At 69.9% G+C, this 18387-nt stretch carries 19 protein-coding genes; 9 read left to right on the top strand and 10 right to left on the bottom strand.

Annotated features, from left to right (window positions below):
* Positions 1–348: 348 nt before the first annotated feature.
* Complete coding sequence (locus IFT89_RS16920; RefSeq protein ID WP_194644804.1) at positions 349–1203, bottom strand: PHP domain-containing protein; 855 nt, start codon at positions 1201–1203, stop codon at positions 349–351.
* 82 nt (positions 1204–1285) lie between these two features.
* Between IFT89_RS16920 and IFT89_RS16915 the strand changes: the two genes are divergently transcribed.
* Both IFT89_RS16915 and IFT89_RS16910 read left to right on the top strand, forming a co-directional pair.
* Positions 1286–2323 (top strand): endonuclease/exonuclease/phosphatase family protein, encoded by a 1038-nt coding sequence (locus IFT89_RS16915; RefSeq protein ID WP_202939536.1) that lies wholly within the window; start codon positions 1286–1288, stop codon positions 2321–2323.
* 41 nt (positions 2324–2364) lie between these two features.
* Entirely contained in the window at positions 2365–3762 is a 1398-nt protein-coding gene (locus IFT89_RS16910; protein WP_079705547.1) for an aminopeptidase P family protein, read from the top strand.
* Positions 3763–3804: 42 nt separating this feature from the next.
* Here IFT89_RS16910 and IFT89_RS16905 read toward each other — a convergent pair whose 3' ends face one another.
* Positions 3805–4308 carry a general stress protein gene (locus IFT89_RS16905; RefSeq protein WP_079705546.1) on the bottom strand — a complete coding sequence of 168 codons (504 nt, stop codon included), beginning with the start codon at positions 4306–4308 and terminating at the stop codon, positions 3805–3807.
* Positions 4309–4376: 68 nt separating this feature from the next.
* On the opposite strand from IFT89_RS16905, the gene IFT89_RS16900 reads away from it, so the two are divergent.
* The 3 genes from IFT89_RS16900 to IFT89_RS16890 are packed head-to-tail and all read left to right on the top strand — an operon-like array spanning position 4377 to position 7378.
* On the top strand, positions 4377–5690 hold the full coding sequence (locus IFT89_RS16900) for a magnesium transporter MgtE N-terminal domain-containing protein (RefSeq protein ID WP_079705545.1): 1314 nt from the start codon (positions 4377–4379) through the stop codon (positions 5688–5690).
* Positions 5668–6210, top strand: coding sequence for a DUF1003 domain-containing protein (locus IFT89_RS16895; RefSeq protein WP_071261025.1), 543 nt, complete (start codon positions 5668–5670; stop codon positions 6208–6210). The genes IFT89_RS16900 and IFT89_RS16895 overlap by 23 nt, the downstream gene beginning before the upstream one ends.
* On the top strand, positions 6203–7378 hold the full coding sequence (locus IFT89_RS16890) for an Mrp/NBP35 family ATP-binding protein (RefSeq protein WP_202939535.1): 1176 nt from the start codon (positions 6203–6205) through the stop codon (positions 7376–7378). The genes IFT89_RS16895 and IFT89_RS16890 overlap by 8 nt, the downstream gene beginning before the upstream one ends.
* A 35-nt stretch (positions 7379–7413) precedes the next feature.
* Here the strand turns inward: IFT89_RS16890 and IFT89_RS16885 are convergent, their stop codons facing one another.
* Positions 7414–7854 carry a Sec-independent protein translocase TatB gene (locus tag IFT89_RS16885; protein WP_124769019.1) on the bottom strand — a complete coding sequence of 147 codons (441 nt, stop codon included), beginning with the start codon at positions 7852–7854 and terminating at the stop codon, positions 7414–7416.
* Positions 7855–7925: 71 nt separating this feature from the next.
* On the opposite strand from IFT89_RS16885, the gene IFT89_RS16880 reads away from it, so the two are divergent.
* Positions 7926–8558: an O-methyltransferase gene (locus IFT89_RS16880; RefSeq protein ID WP_064296167.1), complete on the top strand. Its 633-nt coding sequence runs from the start codon at positions 7926–7928 to the stop codon at positions 8556–8558.
* Positions 8559–8650: 92 nt separating this feature from the next.
* On the opposite strand, the gene IFT89_RS16875 is transcribed toward IFT89_RS16880, so the two are convergent.
* The 3 genes from IFT89_RS16875 to dapE all read right to left on the bottom strand — a co-directional run bounded on the left by IFT89_RS16875 (position 8651) and on the right by dapE (position 11238).
* Positions 8651–8824 (bottom strand): DUF3117 domain-containing protein, encoded by a 174-nt coding sequence (locus IFT89_RS16875; RefSeq protein WP_079002123.1) that lies wholly within the window; start codon positions 8822–8824, stop codon positions 8651–8653.
* A 103-nt stretch (positions 8825–8927) separates the two neighbouring features.
* Complete coding sequence (locus tag IFT89_RS16870; protein WP_244650778.1) at positions 8928–10151, bottom strand: hypothetical protein; 1224 nt, start codon at positions 10149–10151, stop codon at positions 8928–8930.
* The gene (gene dapE / locus IFT89_RS16865) at positions 10141–11238 is read right to left on the bottom strand and encodes a succinyl-diaminopimelate desuccinylase (RefSeq protein ID WP_202939534.1); all 1098 of its coding nucleotides are present in this window, start codon (positions 11236–11238) and stop codon (positions 10141–10143) included. The genes IFT89_RS16870 and dapE overlap by 11 nt, the downstream gene beginning before the upstream one ends.
* Positions 11239–11289: 51 nt before the next feature.
* Here dapE and dapD point away from each other — a divergent pair, with 51 nt between their 5' ends.
* Positions 11290–12267, top strand: coding sequence for a 2,3,4,5-tetrahydropyridine-2,6-dicarboxylate N-succinyltransferase (dapD, locus tag IFT89_RS16860; protein ID WP_202939533.1), 978 nt, complete (start codon positions 11290–11292; stop codon positions 12265–12267).
* Between the two features lie 88 nt (positions 12268–12355).
* On the opposite strand, the gene IFT89_RS16855 is transcribed toward dapD, so the two are convergent.
* From IFT89_RS16855 to IFT89_RS16840, 4 genes are all read right to left on the bottom strand, one after another.
* On the bottom strand, positions 12356–13615 hold the full coding sequence (locus IFT89_RS16855) for a citrate synthase (protein WP_064296340.1): 1260 nt from the start codon (positions 13613–13615) through the stop codon (positions 12356–12358).
* A gap of 179 nt (positions 13616–13794) precedes the next feature.
* Complete coding sequence (gene dapC / locus IFT89_RS16850) at positions 13795–14916, bottom strand: succinyldiaminopimelate transaminase (protein WP_307783534.1); 1122 nt, start codon at positions 14914–14916, stop codon at positions 13795–13797.
* 4 nt (positions 14917–14920) lie between these two features.
* Positions 14921–15244, bottom strand: a complete 324-nt coding sequence (gene fdxA, locus IFT89_RS16845; protein WP_079705538.1) for a ferredoxin — start codon at positions 15242–15244, stop codon at positions 14921–14923.
* 39 nt (positions 15245–15283) lie between these two features.
* Complete coding sequence (locus tag IFT89_RS16840; RefSeq protein ID WP_202939532.1) at positions 15284–15817, bottom strand: hypothetical protein; 534 nt, start codon at positions 15815–15817, stop codon at positions 15284–15286.
* A gap of 203 nt (positions 15818–16020) precedes the next feature.
* Between IFT89_RS16840 and efeU the strand changes: the two genes are divergently transcribed.
* On the top strand, positions 16021–16869 hold the full coding sequence (gene efeU / locus IFT89_RS16835) for an iron uptake transporter permease EfeU (protein ID WP_192005229.1): 849 nt from the start codon (positions 16021–16023) through the stop codon (positions 16867–16869).
* A 55-nt stretch (positions 16870–16924) separates the two neighbouring features.
* Positions 16925–18136, top strand: coding sequence for an iron uptake system protein EfeO (gene efeO / locus IFT89_RS16830; RefSeq protein ID WP_124769013.1), 1212 nt, complete (start codon positions 16925–16927; stop codon positions 18134–18136).
* The last annotated feature ends 251 nt before the right edge of the window (positions 18137–18387 follow it).

Here is an 18387-nt window from a genome sequence, read left to right as displayed (position 1 = left end):
CCGCAGCAGGCACCCACGACGGCCACGGTCCGGAGCACCGCGACGGCAACAGCGCTCCCCGCCGCCGGAGCCGGACGCGCCGCACCGCTCCCCCGGCCCCCACGGCGTAGATCCGCCACGCAGAACGCCCGCACCCTTCCGGATGCGGGCGTTCTGCATGTCGCGAGCGCTGCGCTCGACACGATTGATGACCGAAGGATACCGGTCCCTGAGGCAGTCGAAGGGTGCTCCGACCGGCGTCCCCTCACATCCGCTGCGCCCCCGTGGGCACTTCGACAAGCTCAGTGACCGGGAGAAGTACACCCCGGTCCCTGAGCGTGTCGAAGGGCACTCCGGGCGCGCCCCAGATCAGTCGGGTAGGACGGGCGCCGAGCCGGTGGCCTCGGCCACGATGCGTCGGACCACGTCGATGTCCGTGGTGTTCTCGCCGAGGCGGTTCGGCTTCCCGGTTCCGTGATAATCGCTCGAACCGGTCGCGACGAGGCCCAGCTCGGAGGCGATCCGCCGCACGACGACCTTCCCCTCCTCGGTGTTCTCGCGATGCTCGATCTCGAGCCCGAACAGGCCCGCGTCAGCGAGTTCGCGGAAGTACGGCTCGGGCAGCATCCGGTCGCGGCCGGCCGGGACCGGGTGGGCGATCACGGGGACGCCACCGGCGGCGCGGACGAGCTTGACCGCGGTGAGCGGGTCGGGCGCGTAGTGCGGCGCGTAGTACCCGGTGCGCGGATGCAGGATGCCGTCGAAGGCTTCGCCACGGTCGGCCACGATCCCGAGGGCGACGAGGGCATCGGCGATGTGGGGCCGTCCGACAGTCGCCCCTTCGCGGGTCTGCGCGAGGACATCCGCCCAGGACAGCGGGTAGTCGCCACCGATGCGTGCCACGATGCCTTCGGCCCGCCGGAGCCTGGACTCCCGGATCTTCGCAGTCTCCTGGAGCAGGTCGCCGTTCAACGGATCGATGAGGTATGCGAGCAGGTGCACGCTCCGCCACTCGTAGCGGGTGCTCAGTTCCATTCCGGGGAGCAGGGTGATGCCCTGGCGGCGCGACTCGACGGACGCCTCGGCCCAGCCGGCGGTGGAGTCGTGGTCGGTGAGGGCGATCGTGCCGAGCCCCGCGGCACCGGCCGCGCGCATCAGCTGCGTCGGCGTCTCCGTGCCGTCCGAGACGCTCGAGTGCGTGTGCAGATCGGCGGGGCCGTGCATGTCTCGAGCGCTCACCACGCTTCCACCCTAGTCGCAGGTCCTGCCCCGAGGACTCCCAGACCGCTCGCCTACGCTGACGCGGGTGCTGAAGACCGTCGGTGGCGTCATCGCGGCCGTGCTCGCGATCGCGACCACGGCCCTGCTCGTCGTCGCCGTCCTCCCCGGGCTGTTCGGTCTCGAGCAGGCCCAGGTCGTCGTCCAACTGAGCGCGTTCCGCCTCCTCGTGGCGATCGCCGCCGCGGGCGGCGCCCTCCTCTGCCTCGTGACGGCGATCCTCGTCCGGGGATCCCGCCGCGTGCTCCCCGCCATCCTGGCGGTCGTCCTCGCCGCGGTCTCGGTCACCGGCGCCGTCGTCACGGCCAACCGCGGGGTCGACGACCAGATGGTCGCCGGAGAGGCGACCGACCTCGCGGATCAGGTCACGGTCCTCGCCTGGAACACCCTCGGCGACGCCGTCGACCCCGGGACGATCGCGGCGATCGCGGTGCGTGAGGGCGCCGACGTCGTCTCCCTGCCGGAGACCTCGTCCGACACCGCGGCGGTCGTCGCCGCCGCGATGACCGCCGCCGGACGGCCGATGGTTGCGCATTCGACCGACGCCGACGCAGGAGGGACGAGCCTCCTCATCAGCACCGGACTCGGCGAGTACGCGGTCCGTGCACCGACGGTGACCGGCCCGACCGCCATCGAGCGCTCGGAGACGCTCATCGCCGATCCGGTCCTCGGCCGCGGACCGACCCTCGTCGCGGTCCACACCACGGCCCCACTGCCGAGTCGGCTCGACGACTGGCGTGCGGAGCTCGCCGATCTCGCCGGCCGCTGCACCGACGACGCGGACGTGATCATGGCCGGTGACTTCAACGCGACGCTCGACCACCTCGCCGGGTTGCGCGGCGTCGGCGACCTCGGCGCGTGCCACGACGCCGCGGCGGCCGACGCGGCAGCCGGGCTCGGTACCTGGCCGACCGAGCTCCCGACTGTCCTCGGCGCACCGATCGACCACGTCATGGCGACACCGGGATGGGTCACGGTGTCTGCTCACGTCCTGACCGACGTCGACGGCACGGGCAGTGATCACCGGCCCGTGGTCGCGACGCTGCTCCCCCGCACGGGGAGCTGAGGGTCGGGCGCCTGTCGCGACCGCAGTGCGACAATGGAGGTATGGCGACTTCCGCAGACACATCCAGTTCGAACACCGTCCAGACCGAGGCGACCTCCAACCGGGCGGCCGCCTGGTCCGAGGGCTTCCGCGCCTTCATCGGCACCGGGTGGGCAGACCGCCCCGAGGTCCTGCCGGAGCCGCGGGAGACCGCCGGCCTCGCAGCGGCTCGTCGTGAACGCCTGTCGGCACAGTTCCCCGGTCACCGTCTCGTCCTCCCCGCGGGCGGGATGAAGCAGCGGTCGAACGACACCGACTACCTGTACCGGGCGCACTCCGCCTTCTCCTACTACACCGGCTGGGCGGCCGACACCGAGCCCGACAGCGTCCTCGTGCTCGATCCCGAGGAGTCCGGCCACACCGCGACCCTGTACTTCCGCGAGCGAGCGGGCCGCGACACCGACGAGTTCTACACGAACGCCGCGATCGGCGAGTTCTGGATCGGTGCGCGTCCGTCGCTCGCCCAGGTGGCCGCCGACCTCGCGATCGCGACCGCCGACCTCTCGGCGTTCACCGCCGACGCCGCCGATCTCACGGTCGACGTCGACGACACCCTGACGCGCGCCGTGTCCGAGATGCGCCTCGTGAAGGACGCCTACGAGATCGCGCAGATGCGTCTCGCCGTCGACGCGACCGCGCGCGGCTTCGACGACGTCGTCGCCGAACTCCCGAAGGTCCTCGCGCACGAGCGCGGCGAGCGCATCGTCGAGGGCGTCTTCGCCGGGCGGGCTCGCGCCGACGGGAACGGCGTCGGGTACGAGACCATCGCCGCCGCCGGGCCGCACGCCTGCATCCTCCACTGGACGCGCAACGACGGACGGGTCGTCCCGGGCGACCTCATCCTCATCGACGCCGGCGTCGAGCTCGACAGCTACTACACCGCCGACATCACCCGCACGATCCCGGTGTCCGGCACGTTCACCGAGGTCCAGCGTCGGGTCTACGAGGCTGTCCGCGAGGCGGCCGACGAGGCCTTCGCCATCGTCCGCCCCGGCATCCGGTTCCGCGAGGTGCACGCGGCCGCGATGGCGGTGATCGCACGCAAGACCGCCGAGTGGGGCCTGCTCCCCGTCACCGCCGAGGAAGCCCTCCTGAAGGAGAACGAGCAGCACCGGCGGTACATGGTGCACGGGACGAGCCACCACCTCGGCACCGACGTGCACGACTGCGCGCAGGCCCGCCGCGAGATGTACGCCGACGCCGTGATCGAGCCCGGCATGGTCTTCACCATCGAGCCCGGCCTCTACTTCCAGGTCGACGACCTCACGGTCCCCGAGGAGTACCGCGGCATCGGCGTCCGGATCGAGGACGACATCCTCGTCACCGAGGACGGCGCGGAGAACCTGTCGGCCGGCATCCCGCGCACCGCGGACGAGGTCGAGGCCTGGCTCGCGCGCTGAGCCCGTCCGCCGGGCGACGGCTCGGAGCCTGACGCGGCCGGATCAGCCCGCGTCGGTCTCCGGGCCGCGCTCCAGGAGGTTGCGTGCGCGGTTCGCGAGCTCACCGCCGACGATGAGGTCGTAGCGCGTCGCCACGACGAGCGTGGCCGAGGTGTACTCCTGTCGCTTGCGGGTCACCGAGTACGACACGATGCCGAACAGCATGCCGAACGCAGCACCCATGAGCACCGCGGCACCGAGCAGCATGAGGTTCGTCTCGGGGTTGAAGATGACGAGGACGAGCCCGAGGAACAGTCCGAGCCAGGCACCGCTGACCGCACCGGCTCCCGCAGCACGGCCGTAGCTGAGGCGACCGGTGACGCGTTCGACGCTCTTGAGATCACTGCCGACGATCGAGATCTCCTTGACCGGGAAATCGGTGTGGGCGAGCGACGAGATCGCGGCCTGCGCGGACTCGTAGCTCTCGTAGCTGGCCACCGTCTCGCCTCGCGGGATGACGCCGAGCGCCGGGGCGCCCTTCCGGCCGAACTGTCGCGGATCACTCATGCCTCCATCCTCTCACCCCGCCTGGAGCGGGCACTCCAGGCCGACCACCGGCGGGTAGGTTAGTAGTCGTGAGTGCAACCAGAGTGTTCGTCGCCAGGCTCGCCGGGTGCACCGTCTTCGACCCCGCGGGCGATCGTGTCGGCAAGGTCAGGGACGTGCTCGTCGTCTACCGCACCGGCAAACCCCCGCGGGTCGTCGGCCTCATCGTCGAGATCCCCGGCAAACGCCGTGTATTCGTGTCGATCGGCCGCGTGACGAGCATCGGCGCCGGGCAGATCATCACCACGGGACTCATCAACGTCCGCCGGTTCGAGCAGCGCGGTGGCGAGGTGCGCGTGATCGCCGAACTCTTCGGCCGACGCGTCGTCTTCCGCGCCACCGGCGAGGAGGCGACGATCGAGGACGTCGCCATCGAGGAGCAGGGCCCCGGCGAGTGGCAGGTGTCGCAGCTGTTCGTCCGCCGCCCGAAGACCACCGCCTCCCCCTTCGTGAAGGGCCCGACGACCTTCGCCACCTGGAACGAACTTCGCGAGGAGCAGGAGCTCGGCGAGGCCCAGTCCGCCGAGCAGCTCATCGCGACTTACGCCGACCTGAAACCGGCCGACCTCGCGAACACGCTCCTCGACCTCCCGCGCGACCGGATGATCGAGGTCGCGGAGGAGCTGTCGGACGACCGCCTCGCGGACGTGCTCGAGGAGATGCCCGAGACGGACCAGGTGCAGATCCTCGCCCAACTCGACGACGACCGCGCAGCCGACGTCCTCGATCAGATGCAGCCGGACGACGCGGCCGACCTCATCGCCCAGCTCCCCGAGGACCGCGGGGAGCACCTCCTCGAGCTCATGGAGCCGGAGGAGGCGGAGGATGTCCGCATGCTGCTCCGGTTCGACCCGGAGACCGCGGGTGGCCTCATGACGACCGAGCCGATCATCCTCTCCGCCGACGCCACCGTCGCGGAGGCCCTCGCGTCGATCCGACGCTCCGAGCTGGCACCGGCGCTGGCGGCCGGCGTCTGCATCACCCTGCCGCCGTACGAGTCGCCGACGGGACGCTTCCTCGGGATGGTGCACTTCCAGCGCATGCTCCGCTACCCGCCGCACGAGCGCCTCGGGACCCTGCTCGATCAGAGCCTCGATCCGGTAGGCGTGCGGACCTCCGCCGCCGAGGTCTCGCGGATCCTCGCGAGCTACAACCTCGTCCAGGTACCCGTCGTCGACGAACAGCACCGGCTCCTCGGCGTCGTGACAATCGACGACGTCCTCGACTACCTGCTCCCGGACGACTGGCGCAGCATCGACGAGAACGATGAACTCCCGGCGTCGGAACAGCGGCTCGGATCGAACGGAAGGAGGGCAGGTCGTGGCACGAGCTCCCCGCAATGAGGTCAGGCTCGACGCTCCGAAGGGGCTTCGGAGTTCCGTCCGTTCCATCCGCCGCGCCCCGGCCTCGCGCGACCGCTTCGGCCGGTTCACCGAGTGGATCGCCCGGGCGATGGGCACGCCGTGGTTCCTCCTCGGCCTCACCCTCTTCGTCATCCTGTGGATCGCGTGGAACACCTACGGTCCGCTCGCCCTCCGATTCGACTCCGTCGACATCGGCTTCGTCGCCCTGACCCTCGTGCTGTCGCTCCAGGCCTCGTACGCGGCGCCGCTCATCCTGCTCGCCCAGAACCGACAGGACGACCGCGACCGGGTGCAGATCGAGCAGGACCGTCAGCGGTCCGAACGCAACCTCGCCGACACCGAGTACCTCGCCCGTGAGGTCGTGGCGCTGCGACTGGCCCTCAAGGATATGGCGTCGAAGGACTTCATCCGCGCCGAGCTGCGCTCCCTCCTCGAGGAACTCGATCGGGATCGCACCGACCAGCCCGAACACGACGGGCCTGAGCGTCGGCGTGGCTGACGCCGGCGCGGCTGACATCGGCCTTGCCGAGCGGATCAGGACCGCGCTCGCCCGCGTCATCGACCCCGAGATCCGCAAACCGATCACCGAACTCGACATGGTCGGCCCGATCACGGTGGACGACACCGGTGCCGCCGATGTCACGATCAAGCTCACGATCGTCGGCTGCCCGGCAGCGGCGAGCATCGAGCGCGACGTCCGTGACGCCACCGCCGCGACCCCCGGGGTGACGAGCGTCGCGGTCGACGTCCAGGTGATGACGACGGCAGAGCGTCAGGCACTCACGGAGCGCCTCCGAGGCGGCCGGAGCGCCCGCGGCATCCCGTTCGGCCCGGACTCACTGACCCGCGTGTACGCCGTCACGAGCGGCAAGGGCGGTGTCGGGAAGTCGACGGTGACCGCGAACCTGGCCGTCGCACTCGCCACCAGCGGTCTGCGGGTCGGCCTGGTCGACGCGGACGTCCACGGGTTCTCCATCCCGGGGCTCCTCGGCCTGGTCGAGAACGGCCTGGCCGTCAAACCGACGCAGGTCGGCGACATGATCCTGCCACCCGTCGCCCACGGCGTGAAGGTCGTCTCGATCGGCATGTTCATCGACGCACCGACGGACGGCACCACCGCCGTCGCCGTCGCCTGGCGCGGACCGATGCTCCACCGCACCATCCAGCAGTTCCTGACCGACGTGTTCTTCGGCGACCTCGACGTGCTGCTCCTCGACCTCCCGCCCGGCACCGGGGACGTCGCCATCTCCATCGGCCAGCTGCTCCCCCACGCCGAGGTGCTCGTCGTCACGACACCGCAGCCGGCCGCCGCCGAGGTGGCCGAGCGCAGCGGCGTGGTGGCGCGCCAGACCGGGCAGCGCGTCCACGGCGTCATCGAGAACATGGCGGGTCTCCCCCAGCCCGACGGCAGCGTCCTGCAGCTGTTCGGCTCAGGGGGTGGCGAGGCGCTCGCGGCGCGGCTGTCGATCGGCCAGGACGCCCCGGTACCGCTCCTCGCCTCGGTCCCGCTCAGCGTTCCGCTTCGGGAGGGCGGGGACGCCGGGCTGCCGATCGTCCTCTCGGATCCGACGGATCCCGCGGCTGCCGAGATCCTCCGGCTGGCCGGTCAGCTCGCTGCGAGACCTCGTGGCCTCGCCGGTCGTCGTCTCGGCGTCAGCACGAGCTGAGCCGTCCGGGTCGGACGTGCGCGACCGAAGCGGACTCAGGTGGCTTCGAGGTCGAACGGGGGCGCGGCGGTCTCTCCGGCGGCGAGTCGGCGCAGGCGCTCGTCGGTCGCCGCCTGGATCGACTTCGGCTTCTCGAGCGATGGGACGGCTGCATCGGCGGCCGCGGCTGCGGGAGCCGCGTCGAGCGGAGCGGTCGTCGCGACCGTCGGCGTCACCGGAGGCTCGTCGTCGAGGAGCGCCTCGCGGATGATGCGTCTCGGATCGTACTGACGCGGGTCGAGCTTCTTCCAGTCGACCTCGTCGAACTCCGGTCCCATCTCCTCGCGCATCCGGTCCTTGGCGCCGGAGGCGAGGTCGCGGAGGGTGCGGACGAGTCGCGCCAGTTGCGAGGCGTAGTACGGCAGCCGTTCCGGACCCAGCAGGAACACGGCGATGACCCCGATGATGAGGAGTTTGTCGAAGGTCAGACCGAACACGACATCAGACTACCGCGCGAGCCTCAGCTGTCGGAGCAGTTGCAGGCCATACGCTGGGATCCGGAGGCAAGGTGTCAGAACACAATCTCAACTGGAAGTACGCGGGCGACGTCGTCGTCGAGAGCGCGGCGATGCTCACGGCGCGCGCTCACGCGCACGAACTGGGCGTCGAACCGATCTCCCCGGCGATCGGCGCGCAGATCGCGGTGGTGGCCGCGGCTACCCGCGCGGAGTCCATCGTCGAGGTGGGCACCGGCACCGGCGTCTCCGGGCTCTGGCTGCTCCGCGGCGCCACGAGCGCGGTGCTGACGTCCATCGACACCGAGATCGTGCACCAGCAGCAGGCACGCGCGGCGTTCACGGAGGCCGGCATCACGACCAACCGCATCCGCCTCATCACCGGCAGCGCGCTCGACGTCCTGCCGCGGATGAACGAGAACTCCTACGACCTCGTCCTCGTCGACGGCGACCCGGGATCGGTCATCGAGTACGTCGAGCACGGACTCCGTCTGGTGCGTCCCGGTGGCACCGTGCTCGTCCCGCACGCGCTTTGGCGGGGCCGCGTGGCCGATCCGGCTCAGCGGGACGAGACCACAGGCCTCTTCCGCTCGCTCGTCCAGGAGATCTCCGCGTCAGACGCGGTCGTCAGCGCCCTGTCCCCGGCCGGCGACGGCCTCCTGCAGATCACCAAACCGAACCTCTGAGCCCTCCGCACGACGACGAACCGGCCGCCATCCTGACTCTGAGAGCAGTGATGACGGCCGGTTCTCGGCTCATGCGGCGTCGGTGACGGGGATCAGCCCGCGCTCACCACACCCGCGAGTGCATCATGCAGTTCTTGAGCCTCTGCGTCGTTGACCGACACGACGAGACGCCCTCCCCCTTCAAGAGGCACTCGCACGATGATGAGCCGACCCTCCTTCACGGCCTCCATTGGCCCGTCTCCGGTGCGTGGCTTCATTGCGGCCATGCGAGTCCCCTCTCGTTATTCGACTGACCCCCATTATCTCGTATCACGGGGGCTCGTGATAATCCTGAGCGCGGCGAGGCGCAGGATGACGCCCGATCCGCGCTCAGGGAATGGTCCAATACGCGTTCGCGAGGCCGTACATGACGAAGATCCAACACCATTGCAACGCCAGCGAGACGATGACGACGCCACCGCGGTACCAGCGGTTCCGTGGGACGGCGACCGCACCGAGGAGCGGGAAGACCGGTACGAGCAGCCGGAAGACACTCGTCTGCGGGAAGAACACCGCGAAGAGGTACAGGAGGTAGGACCCCGCCCACAACCGGAGGTCGGCACCGAGCCGGCGCACCGGTGGGAGGAACAGGAGCACGACGGAGCCGACGAAGATCGCGGCGACGACGGCGATGCCCGGACCATCCCCGAACCAGAACTGGCCGCCCTGGATCCAGGCCGAGAACGGGACGAGGGGCTGCTCCCCGATGAAGGCGGCCCGCCACGCCAGCTCCGTCTCGAGGTACGCCTCCGGCGTCCCGGTGACGAGACCGGCGATGACCATCCACGCGAATCCGGCGAGGGCAGCGAGGGCCCCGCCCGCGAGGATGAGGACGACCTCCCGGCGCGCGACCGGGTCGCGGTGTCGCGTGACGATCCGCACGATGAGATGGAGGCCCAGCAGGAGCGAGAAGGCCAGGACTCCGGGGCGGGTGAACGCCATGACCGGGATGACGGCGAGGAGCCAGCCGTACCGGCGCGTCACGAGCAGGAGCAGTGCGAGCGTCAGCAGCAGCAGGAACATCGATTCCGCATAGGCGACCTGGAACAGGGCGCTGAGCGGGGCGATGCAGAACAGCACGACGGCGAACATCGCCCGTTCATCGCCGAGGCGGATGCGCAGGAGCCGGTGGAACAGCAGGGCCGCCCCCAAGCCGCAGCACAGCGAGACGATGACGGCCATGACCGGCCACGGCAGAAAGGTGACGACCGAGAGCGCCTTCACGACCCCCGGATAGACCGGCATGAACGCCCACGCGTTCTCCGCGACCCGGCCGGCGTCGTCGAGCGGCAGCTGGGTCGGGTAGCCGTACGTCGCGATCCACCAGTACCACTGTCCGTCCCAGCCGGCGGCGAGCGTGCCGAGCGAGGGGAACGCGCCGAACCGGGAGTCCGGCGCCTGCAGCAGACTCGCGACCGCGAACATCGCGGTCGTCACCAGGCGGGACAGCACGTACACGATGGTGATCCGCCCCCACCAGGGCAGGCGGGCCCAGCGCCGGAGCATCGACGGCCGCTCCTCGACCTCGGTCGAGTGGGCCGCGTCAGCGACCATCGGGCCCGGTCAGCCAGGCGCGGAGCCCGCGCTCGCAGTCCTGGATGTGTGCGAGCGGGACGCGCTCGTCGTCGGCATGGGCGAGGAGCGGGTCACCCGGTCCGTAGTTGACGGCGGGGACGCCGAGTGCGGAGAAGCGTGCGACGTCCGTCCAGCCGTACTTCGGGGCCGGTGTACCGCCGACCGCGGCCAGGAAGTCCTGGGCGATCGGCGCGTCGAGCCCGGGACGAGCGCCCTCCGCGACGTCCGTCTGCACGACCTCGAAGCCGGAGAAGAGCTCCTCGAGGTGGGCGAGCGCCTCGGCACCCGTCCGGCTCGGAGCGAAGCGGTAGTTCACCTCGACGGTGACCAAGTCCGGGATCACGTTCCCGGCGACGCCGCCGGTGATCCCGACCGCGTTGACGCCCTCCCGGTAGACGAGCCCGTCGACCTCGACCTCCCGGGGCGTGTACGAGGCGAGCGTCGCGAGGACCGGGGAGATCGCGTGGATCGCGTTGACGCCGACCCAGCTCCTGGCCGCGTGCGAGCGCTTACCGTGGGCGCTCACGTGGACGCGCAGCGTTCCGTTGCAGCCACCCTCGACGCCGGCGTTGCTCGGCTCGCCGAGGATCGCGAAGTCACCGACGAACAGGTCGGGACGGTTCCGCGCGAGACGCCCGAGGCCGTTGAGGTCGGATGCGACCTCCTCGTTGTCGTACCACATCCAGGTGATGTCGACGATGGGATCGGTGAGCTCAGCCGCGAGCTTCAGCTGGACCGCGACGCCGCCTTTCATGTCGACCGTCCCCCGACCCCAGAGCACCGCCTCGCCGTCGCGCTCCTCGAACCGGGTCGGGACGTTTCCGTTGATCGGGACGGTGTCGATGTGGCCGGCGATGATGACCCGCTGTGCACGCCCGAGCGAGGTGGAAGCGACCACCGTGTCGCCGTCGCGCACGATCGTCAGGTGCCCGAGACCCTCGAGCGACGCCTCGATCGCGTCGGCGATGCGGGCCTCATCCCCCGAGACGGAGGCGATGTCGCACAGCTGCTGGGTGAGTTCCACCGAGGAGACGGACAGGTCGAGTACGGGGACTTCGGCTGGCATGGCACCAGTGTATTGGCCGTCGGCCTGAGTGTTGGCCGGTACCCTGGAGCCATGACCGCTGCGCCTGCCGAGACCCCTGTTCCGACTCACGCCTGGGGCTCCGGCCTCGCGACCATCGCCGCCGACGGCACCGTGCTCGACACCTGGTTCCCCGAGCCCTCGCTCGGACGGATCCCCGAGGGCCGCGATCGCTGGATCGCCCCCGCAGACCTCGAGGCCCTCGCGACCGACGACGAGCGCCGGGCCGTCCGCATCGACATCGTCACGGTCGAGATCGAGCTGCAGGCCGCTCCGCAGAGCACCCCGGACGCCTACCTGCGGCTGCACCTGCTCAGCCACCTGCTCGTCCAGCCGAACACGATCTCGCTCGACGGTGTCTTCGCGCACCTCCCCATCGTCGTCTGGACCAACGCCGGCCCCGTCCACCCCGCGGACTTCGACCGCCTCCGACCGTCGCTCCTCCGCGCCGGCATCCACGCGACCGGCATCGACAAGTTCCCGAGACTCCTCGACTACGTGACGCCCGACAAGGTCCGGATCGCCGACGCCTCGCGCGTCCGGCTCGGCGCCCACCTGGCACCGGGCACCACCGTCATGCACGAGGGCTTCGTCAACTTCAACGCCGGGACCCTCGGCGCGTCGATGGTCGAAGGACGCATCTCGCAGGGCGTCGTCGTCGGTGACGGCAGCGACATCGGGGGTGGTGCGTCGATCATGGGGACGCTCTCCGGCGGCGGGACGCAGCGGGTGGCGATCGGTCAGCGCGCCCTCCTCGGCGCCAACTCCGGCATCGGCATCTCGATCGGCGACGACTCGGTGGTCGAGGCGGGTCTCTACGTGACCGCGGGCACCAAGGTCGTCCTCACGGGTGCTGCGGCCACGGCCGAAGGCGCGCCGCGCACGCTCAAGGCGGTCGAGCTGTCGGGTGTCCCGAACCTCCTGTTCCGTCGGAACTCACTCACCGGTGCCGTCGAGGTGCTCCCCCGCTCGGGCTCGGGCGTCGAGCTGAACGCGGCACTGCACGCCTGACCCGGCCTCCCGGGACGCAGAACGGCCCCGCATCCGAGGTGGATGCGGGGCCGCCCTTCGACAGGCTCAGGGACCGAACCGGACGGGACTAGCGCGTCGGGAAGGGACGCTCGGGCGAACCCGTGTACAGCTGCTGCGGGCGCCCGATCTTGGTCTGCGGGTCGAGGTTCATCTCACGCCAGTGGGCGATCCACCCGGGCAGGCGTCCGATGGCGAAGAGCACCGTGAACATCCGCGTCGGGAAGCCCATCGCCTTGTAGATGACGCCGGTGTAGAAGTCGACGTTCGGGTAGAGCTTGCGCTCCTTGAAGTAGTCGTCCTCCAGGGCGATCTGCTCGAGCTCCTGAGCCAGGTCGAGCAGCGGGTCGTTGATGCCGAGCGCCCGGAGCACCTCGCCGGCGCTCTCCTTGACGAGCTTGGCGCGCGGGTCGTAGTTCTTGTAGACGCGGTGCCCGAAGCCCATGAGCTTCACGCCGTCTTCTTTGTTCTTCACGCGGTCGACGAAGCGCTGCACGCCCTCGCCGGACTCCTGGATCCGGCCGAGCATCTGCAGGACAGCCTCGTTCGCGCCACCGTGCAGCGGACCCGACAGGGCGTTGATACCGGCGGACACGGAGGCGTAGAGGTTCGCTCCGGTGGAGCCGACGAGGCGGACCGTGGAGGTCGAGGCGTTCTGCTCGTGGTCCTCGTGCAGGATGAGCAGGAGGTCGAGCGCCTTCGACAGGACGGGATCGATCTCGTACGGCTCGGCGAGGTTGCCGAAGTTCAGCTTGAGGAAGTTGTCGACGAAGCTCAGCGAGTTGTCGGGGTAGAGGAACGCCTGCCCGACCGACTTCTTGTGCGCGTAGGCGGCGATCACCGGGAGCTTCGCGAGCATGCGGACCGTCGTGAGCTCGACGTGGTCGGGATCGTGCGGATTGGCGTCCGACTCGTAGTAGGTCGACATGGCCTGCAGGGCGCTCGACAGGACGGCCATCGGGTGCGCCGTGTGCGGGAGCGCCGAGAAGAACCGCTTGAGGTCCTCGTGGAGGAGCGTGTGGCGCCGGATCTTCTCGTCGAATCCGCCGAGTTCGTCCGCAGTCGGGAGTTCACCGTGGATGAGCAGCCAGGCGACCTCGAGGAAGGTCGACTGCTTCGCGAGCTGCTCGATCGGGTAGCCGCGGTACCGCAGGATGCCCTGGTCGCCGTCGATGTACGTGATCGCCGACTTGGTCGCCGCGGTGTTGACGAACCCGTAGTCGAGCGTGGTCAGGCCGGTCTGCCGCGTGAGCGAGGAGATGTCGATACTCGACGCGCCCTGGGCTGACTGGTGGATCGGGAATTCGGCCGTTCCGCCGGGGTAGTTCAGGGTGACCTGCTGCGTCTCGGTGGAAGCCTGTTTCTCGACGTCGCCCACGGCGCCTCCTCATATCTTTGTGCGATAGGGACTCGACATCGCCCTCCGATACGACGGCGTGTCACATACAGCCTAATCGGCTTCGGACCCTACTGCTGTTTCCCACAGTGATCCGGCGACTTCCTTGGAGTTCACCCCGAAATCGGGCGGAGTCCCCGAAGTCGGGCCGCGGCGGCCGCGATGCGCTCGTCGGTGGCGGTCAGGGAGAGCCGCACGTGTTGCGGTCCGGCCTCGCCGTAGAACACCCCTGGACCCGCCAGGACACCGATCGACGCCAGGCGGTCGATACTGACCCAGGCGTCCTGGCCTTCGGTGATCCACAGGTACAGTCCCGCCTCGCTGCGGTCGACCCGGAACCCGGCCGCGCGGACGGCCGGGAGCAGCACCTCGCGTCGGGCGCGGTACCGGGCCTTCTGCTCCGCCACGTGGGCGTCGTCGCCGAGCGCCGCGACCATGGCGGCCTGCAGCGGGGCCGGCAGCATGAGACCCGCGTGCTTCCGGACGGTGACCAGCCGACGCACCAGGCGCTCGTCGCCCGCGAGGAACGCGGCACGGTATCCGGCCAGGTTGGACTGCTTGCTCAGGGAGTAGATCGCGAGGACACCCTCGGTGTCGCCGTCGGTCACGCGTGGATCGAGCACGGACGGGGTCGGGGTGTCGGACCACTCCCCCTCCCAGCCGAGTTCCGCGTAGCATTCATCGCCCACGAGGACGGCGCCGAGTTCGCGGGCTCTGGCTCGGGCTGCGCGCAGCTCGTCGACCGACAGGACACGACCGTCGGGGTTGCCTGGGGAGTTCAGCCAGACCAGCCGGGTGCTCTCCGGCCATTCGGCGGGGTCGTCGGAGGCGAACGCCTCGGCTCCTGCGATCGCCGCGCCGACCGCGTACGTCGGATAGGCGGCCACCGGGTGGACCACGGTGTCGCCGGCGCCCAGGCCGAGGAGGAAGGCGAGCAGCGCGACGAGTTCCTTCGAGCCGATCGTCGGGAGGACCGCGTCGAGGGTGAGCCCCTCGACACCACGACGGCGCGCGAACCAGTCGACGATCGCCTGCCGGAGTTCGGGCGTGCCGACCGTGGTCGGGTACGCGTGTGCGTCCGTGGCCGCTCGGAGCGCATCCCGGATGAGGCCGGGAGTCGGATCGACCGGCGAACCGATCGAGAGGTCGACGATGCCGTCGGGGTGCCGACGGGCCTGCTCCGCATACGGGACCATGAGGTCCCACGGGTAGTCGGGCAGCGGCTGCAGTGCCACGCGACTACTCGTGGGCTTGTGGCGGCAGCGCGGCGATGAGCGGGTGGTCCGAGGGGATCACGCCGACCTTCGCGGCCCCACCCGGGGAACCGATCTCGTCGAAGAACTCGACATTGGCCTTGTAGTAGTCCGCCCACTCCTCGGGAAGGTCGTCCTCGTAGTAGATGGCCTCCACCGGGCAGACCGGCTCGCACGCACCGCAGTCGACGCATTCGTCGGGGTGGATGTAGAGCGACCGTTCACCCTCGTAGATGCAGTCGACGGGGCATTCGTCGATGCAGGCGCGGTCCTTCACATCGACGCACGGCAGGGCGATCACGTAGGTCACGGGCGGGTGGCTCCCTTCACGAGCACTGAGTTGTCCAGTCTACGCCTGCGGCGAGACGGGGAACGGTTCGGGCGCCGGTCCCGCGGGGCGCTCGTCGCGCGTGCGGGCGCGCTCCGGGAGCTTCGGCCACGCGACGACGAGGACGGCGATGAGACCGGGCGCGATGGTCCAGACGAGGCCCGAGACGCTCTGCGGGATGAGGACGGAGCCGCCGGTGCTCTCGAGCAGCAGGATCCCGATCATGAGGATGACCCCGAGCGCCGCTGCCGACGCTGCGAGCCGGTCTCCCAGGACGATGCGGAGTCCCACCAGGAGCATGGCCACGCCGAGGATCCCGAGCACCAGTCCGACCGGGAGGGCGACACCGAGGACGGAGGGCGCCCAGGCGTGCGCGACCGTGCCGATGGCGCCGTACGCCAGACCGACGAGGAAGGCGAGGACGATCCCGATCACCCGCGACGCCGTGGACTGCTCGTGCGGTGCATCCTGCTGCGGCGGTGTCGGCGGGAACCAGCGGTCGTCGCCGACCGTGCGGCCGTCTGGGAGGCTGGGGTCGGAGGCCGGATCGGTCATCCGCCGATTGTATCTGGACAGCCTCAGCATCAGGCGCTATGGTCGACGTCGGATAAGGTTAGCCTTACCCAACCGCGTTCCGAAGTCGCAGCGCCCCGCCCGGACCACGGTCCCCGCCCGGCGCGCCCTCGGATGCATCCCTACCCCGCAGACGACGGCCTCCCCTGGGCGACCGCCTGCTCGACGCCCGAAAGTCCGGTCACGTGCTCGCGAACTACCTCATCGGCCTCCGCGAAGGCCTCGAAGCAGGCCTCATCGTCGGCATCCTCGTCGCCTACCTGAACAAGCTCGGCCGCCGCGACGTCCTCCCCCGGTTGTGGCTCGGCGTCGCCGTCGCGATCGTCGTCTCGCTCGGTGTCGGTGCCATCCTCACCTGGGGACCGTACGGGCTGAGCTTCCAGGCGCAGGAGATCCTCGGCGGCGGACTCTCCATCCTGGCCGTCGGGCTCGTCACCTGGATGATCTTCTGGATGGGGCGCAACGCCCGAGAGCTCAAGCACGACCTCGAGTCACGACTCGACGCCGCCGTCGCCGGATCGGCGATCGGCATCGTCGTCCTCGGCTTCATCAGCGTCGGCCGCGAGGGCATCGAGACCGCCCTCTTCATCTGGGCGAGCGTCAACTCCGGTGAGAGCGCCGTCGTCGGCTCGATCGGCGCGCTCCTCGGCATCCTCACCTCCGTCGTCATCGCGTATCTCATCTACCGCGGATTCGTCCGGATCAACCTCGGCACCTTCTTCACGTGGACGGGGCTCTTCCTCGTCGTCGTGGCTGCCGGCGTCCTCGCCTACGGCGTCGGCGACCTCCAGGAGGCGGGCGTCATCCCCGGCTGGGGGCAGGCCGCGTTCAACCTGAGCGCGATCATCCCTCCAACGAGCTGGTACGGCACCGTCCTCGGCGGACTCTTCAACTTCACCCCTGCCCCGACCTGGGCGCAGTTCGGTGCGTGGCTGCTGTACCTGATCGTCACGCTCGTCTGCTTCATCCGGGTCTCGGGTCTCGGCCGTCGGCGCCCGACGGCGGTCACGACCCCGGTCGCGACGAACGCCTGACCCGGTCCCCGCCCCACCACGAACCAAGCACCAGCACCTTCCGACAGGAGTCTCCATGCAGCACCGCATCATCGCCGGCCTCGCCGGCGCGGGCGTCCTCGCCCTCGCCCTCACGGGATGCGTCCCGAACAAGACGGGAAGCGACGCACTCACCGTCGCCATCACCGACGACTCGTGCTCGGTGTCCGTCGCGAAGGCGACGGCCGGTGCCGTGACGTTCTCGATCACCAACAACGGCACCGACGTCAACGAGTTCGAGATCCTCGCCTCGGACAAGCTGCGCATCGTCGGCGAGAAGGAGAACGTGACGCCGGGCCAGACGGTGTCCTACGTCGCACAGCTGAACCCCGGCACGTACTACACCGCCTGCAAGTTCCAGCTCGTCGGTGCGCCCGTCGGTCTCGCGGAGTTCACCGTCACCGGTGAGAACGCGGCCGTCTCGAAGGACGAGCAGGCGCTCACCGACCAGGCCGTGACGAACTACGTCGCGTACATCAAGTCGCAGGTGGCCGAACTCGTGCCGCAGGTGAAGGCCTTCACCGACGCGTACGCCGCCGGCGACGATGAGACCGCCCGTCAGCTCTTCGCGACGACGCGCGTCTCGTACGAACGCATCGAGCCGACGGCCGAGGCGTTCGGCGACCTCGACCCGAAGATCGACTACCGCGAGGTCGACGCCGTGGCTGAAGGACTCGACTGGACCGGCTTCCACCGGATCGAGAAGGACCTCTGGCCGCCGGCAGCCGACGCGCTGAACTCCGACGGCACGAGCGCGCTGACGGACTGGACGCCGTCGACGCCGGAACAGCGTCAGCAGTTCGCCACCGGACTCGTCGACGACGTGCAGCAGCTGTTCGACCTCGTCTCCGAGAAGGACTTCACCGTGAGCCTCGGCGACATCTCGAACGGTGCCATCGGTCTCCTCGACGAGGTCGCCGTCGGCAAGATCTCCGGCGAGGAGGACTGGTGGTCCCACACCGACCTCTACGACTTCGCGGCCAACGTGCAGGGAGCCGAGGTCGCGTTCGGCAACGTCAAGGACATCGCCGCGAGCAAGGGTGACGCGGGCACGAAGCTCGTCGGCCAGATCGAGACCGAGTTCACGGCGCTGCAGGACCTGCTCGCGAAGTACGGCAGCCTCGACAGCGGCTTCGTGAGCTACGACACCGTCACCGAGGAGCAGCGCAAGGAGCTCTCCGACCAGGTGAACGCCCTCGCCGAGCCGCTGTCGCAGCTCACCCACACGGTGCTCGGCGTCGCCGAGTAGCACCGAACGGATCCACCGCCGCCTCCGCGGCGCGCCGGGCCGGAACCGCTCAGAGCATTCTGGGGGTTCCGGCCCTGCGGCCTTCCAGCCATCCCTGAATAGCATGAGGTCCGATGACCGAGCACACTCCCCCCACGACTCCTGCAACCGAGGCAGGGTCCACGCCCACCGCGTCTGGACCCGAGGCAGGGTCGACGCCCACCGTGTCTGAACCCGGCGCCGCGTCCGCACCACCGAACGACGCCCCGCGG

Source organism: Plantibacter sp. CFBP 13570 (genome assembly GCF_014841395.1).
Taxonomy (GTDB): domain Bacteria; phylum Actinomycetota; class Actinomycetes; order Actinomycetales; family Microbacteriaceae; genus Plantibacter; species Plantibacter auratus.
The sequence above is the reverse complement of the archived record's forward strand: the minus strand, read 5'-3'. Positions and strand labels throughout refer to the sequence as shown.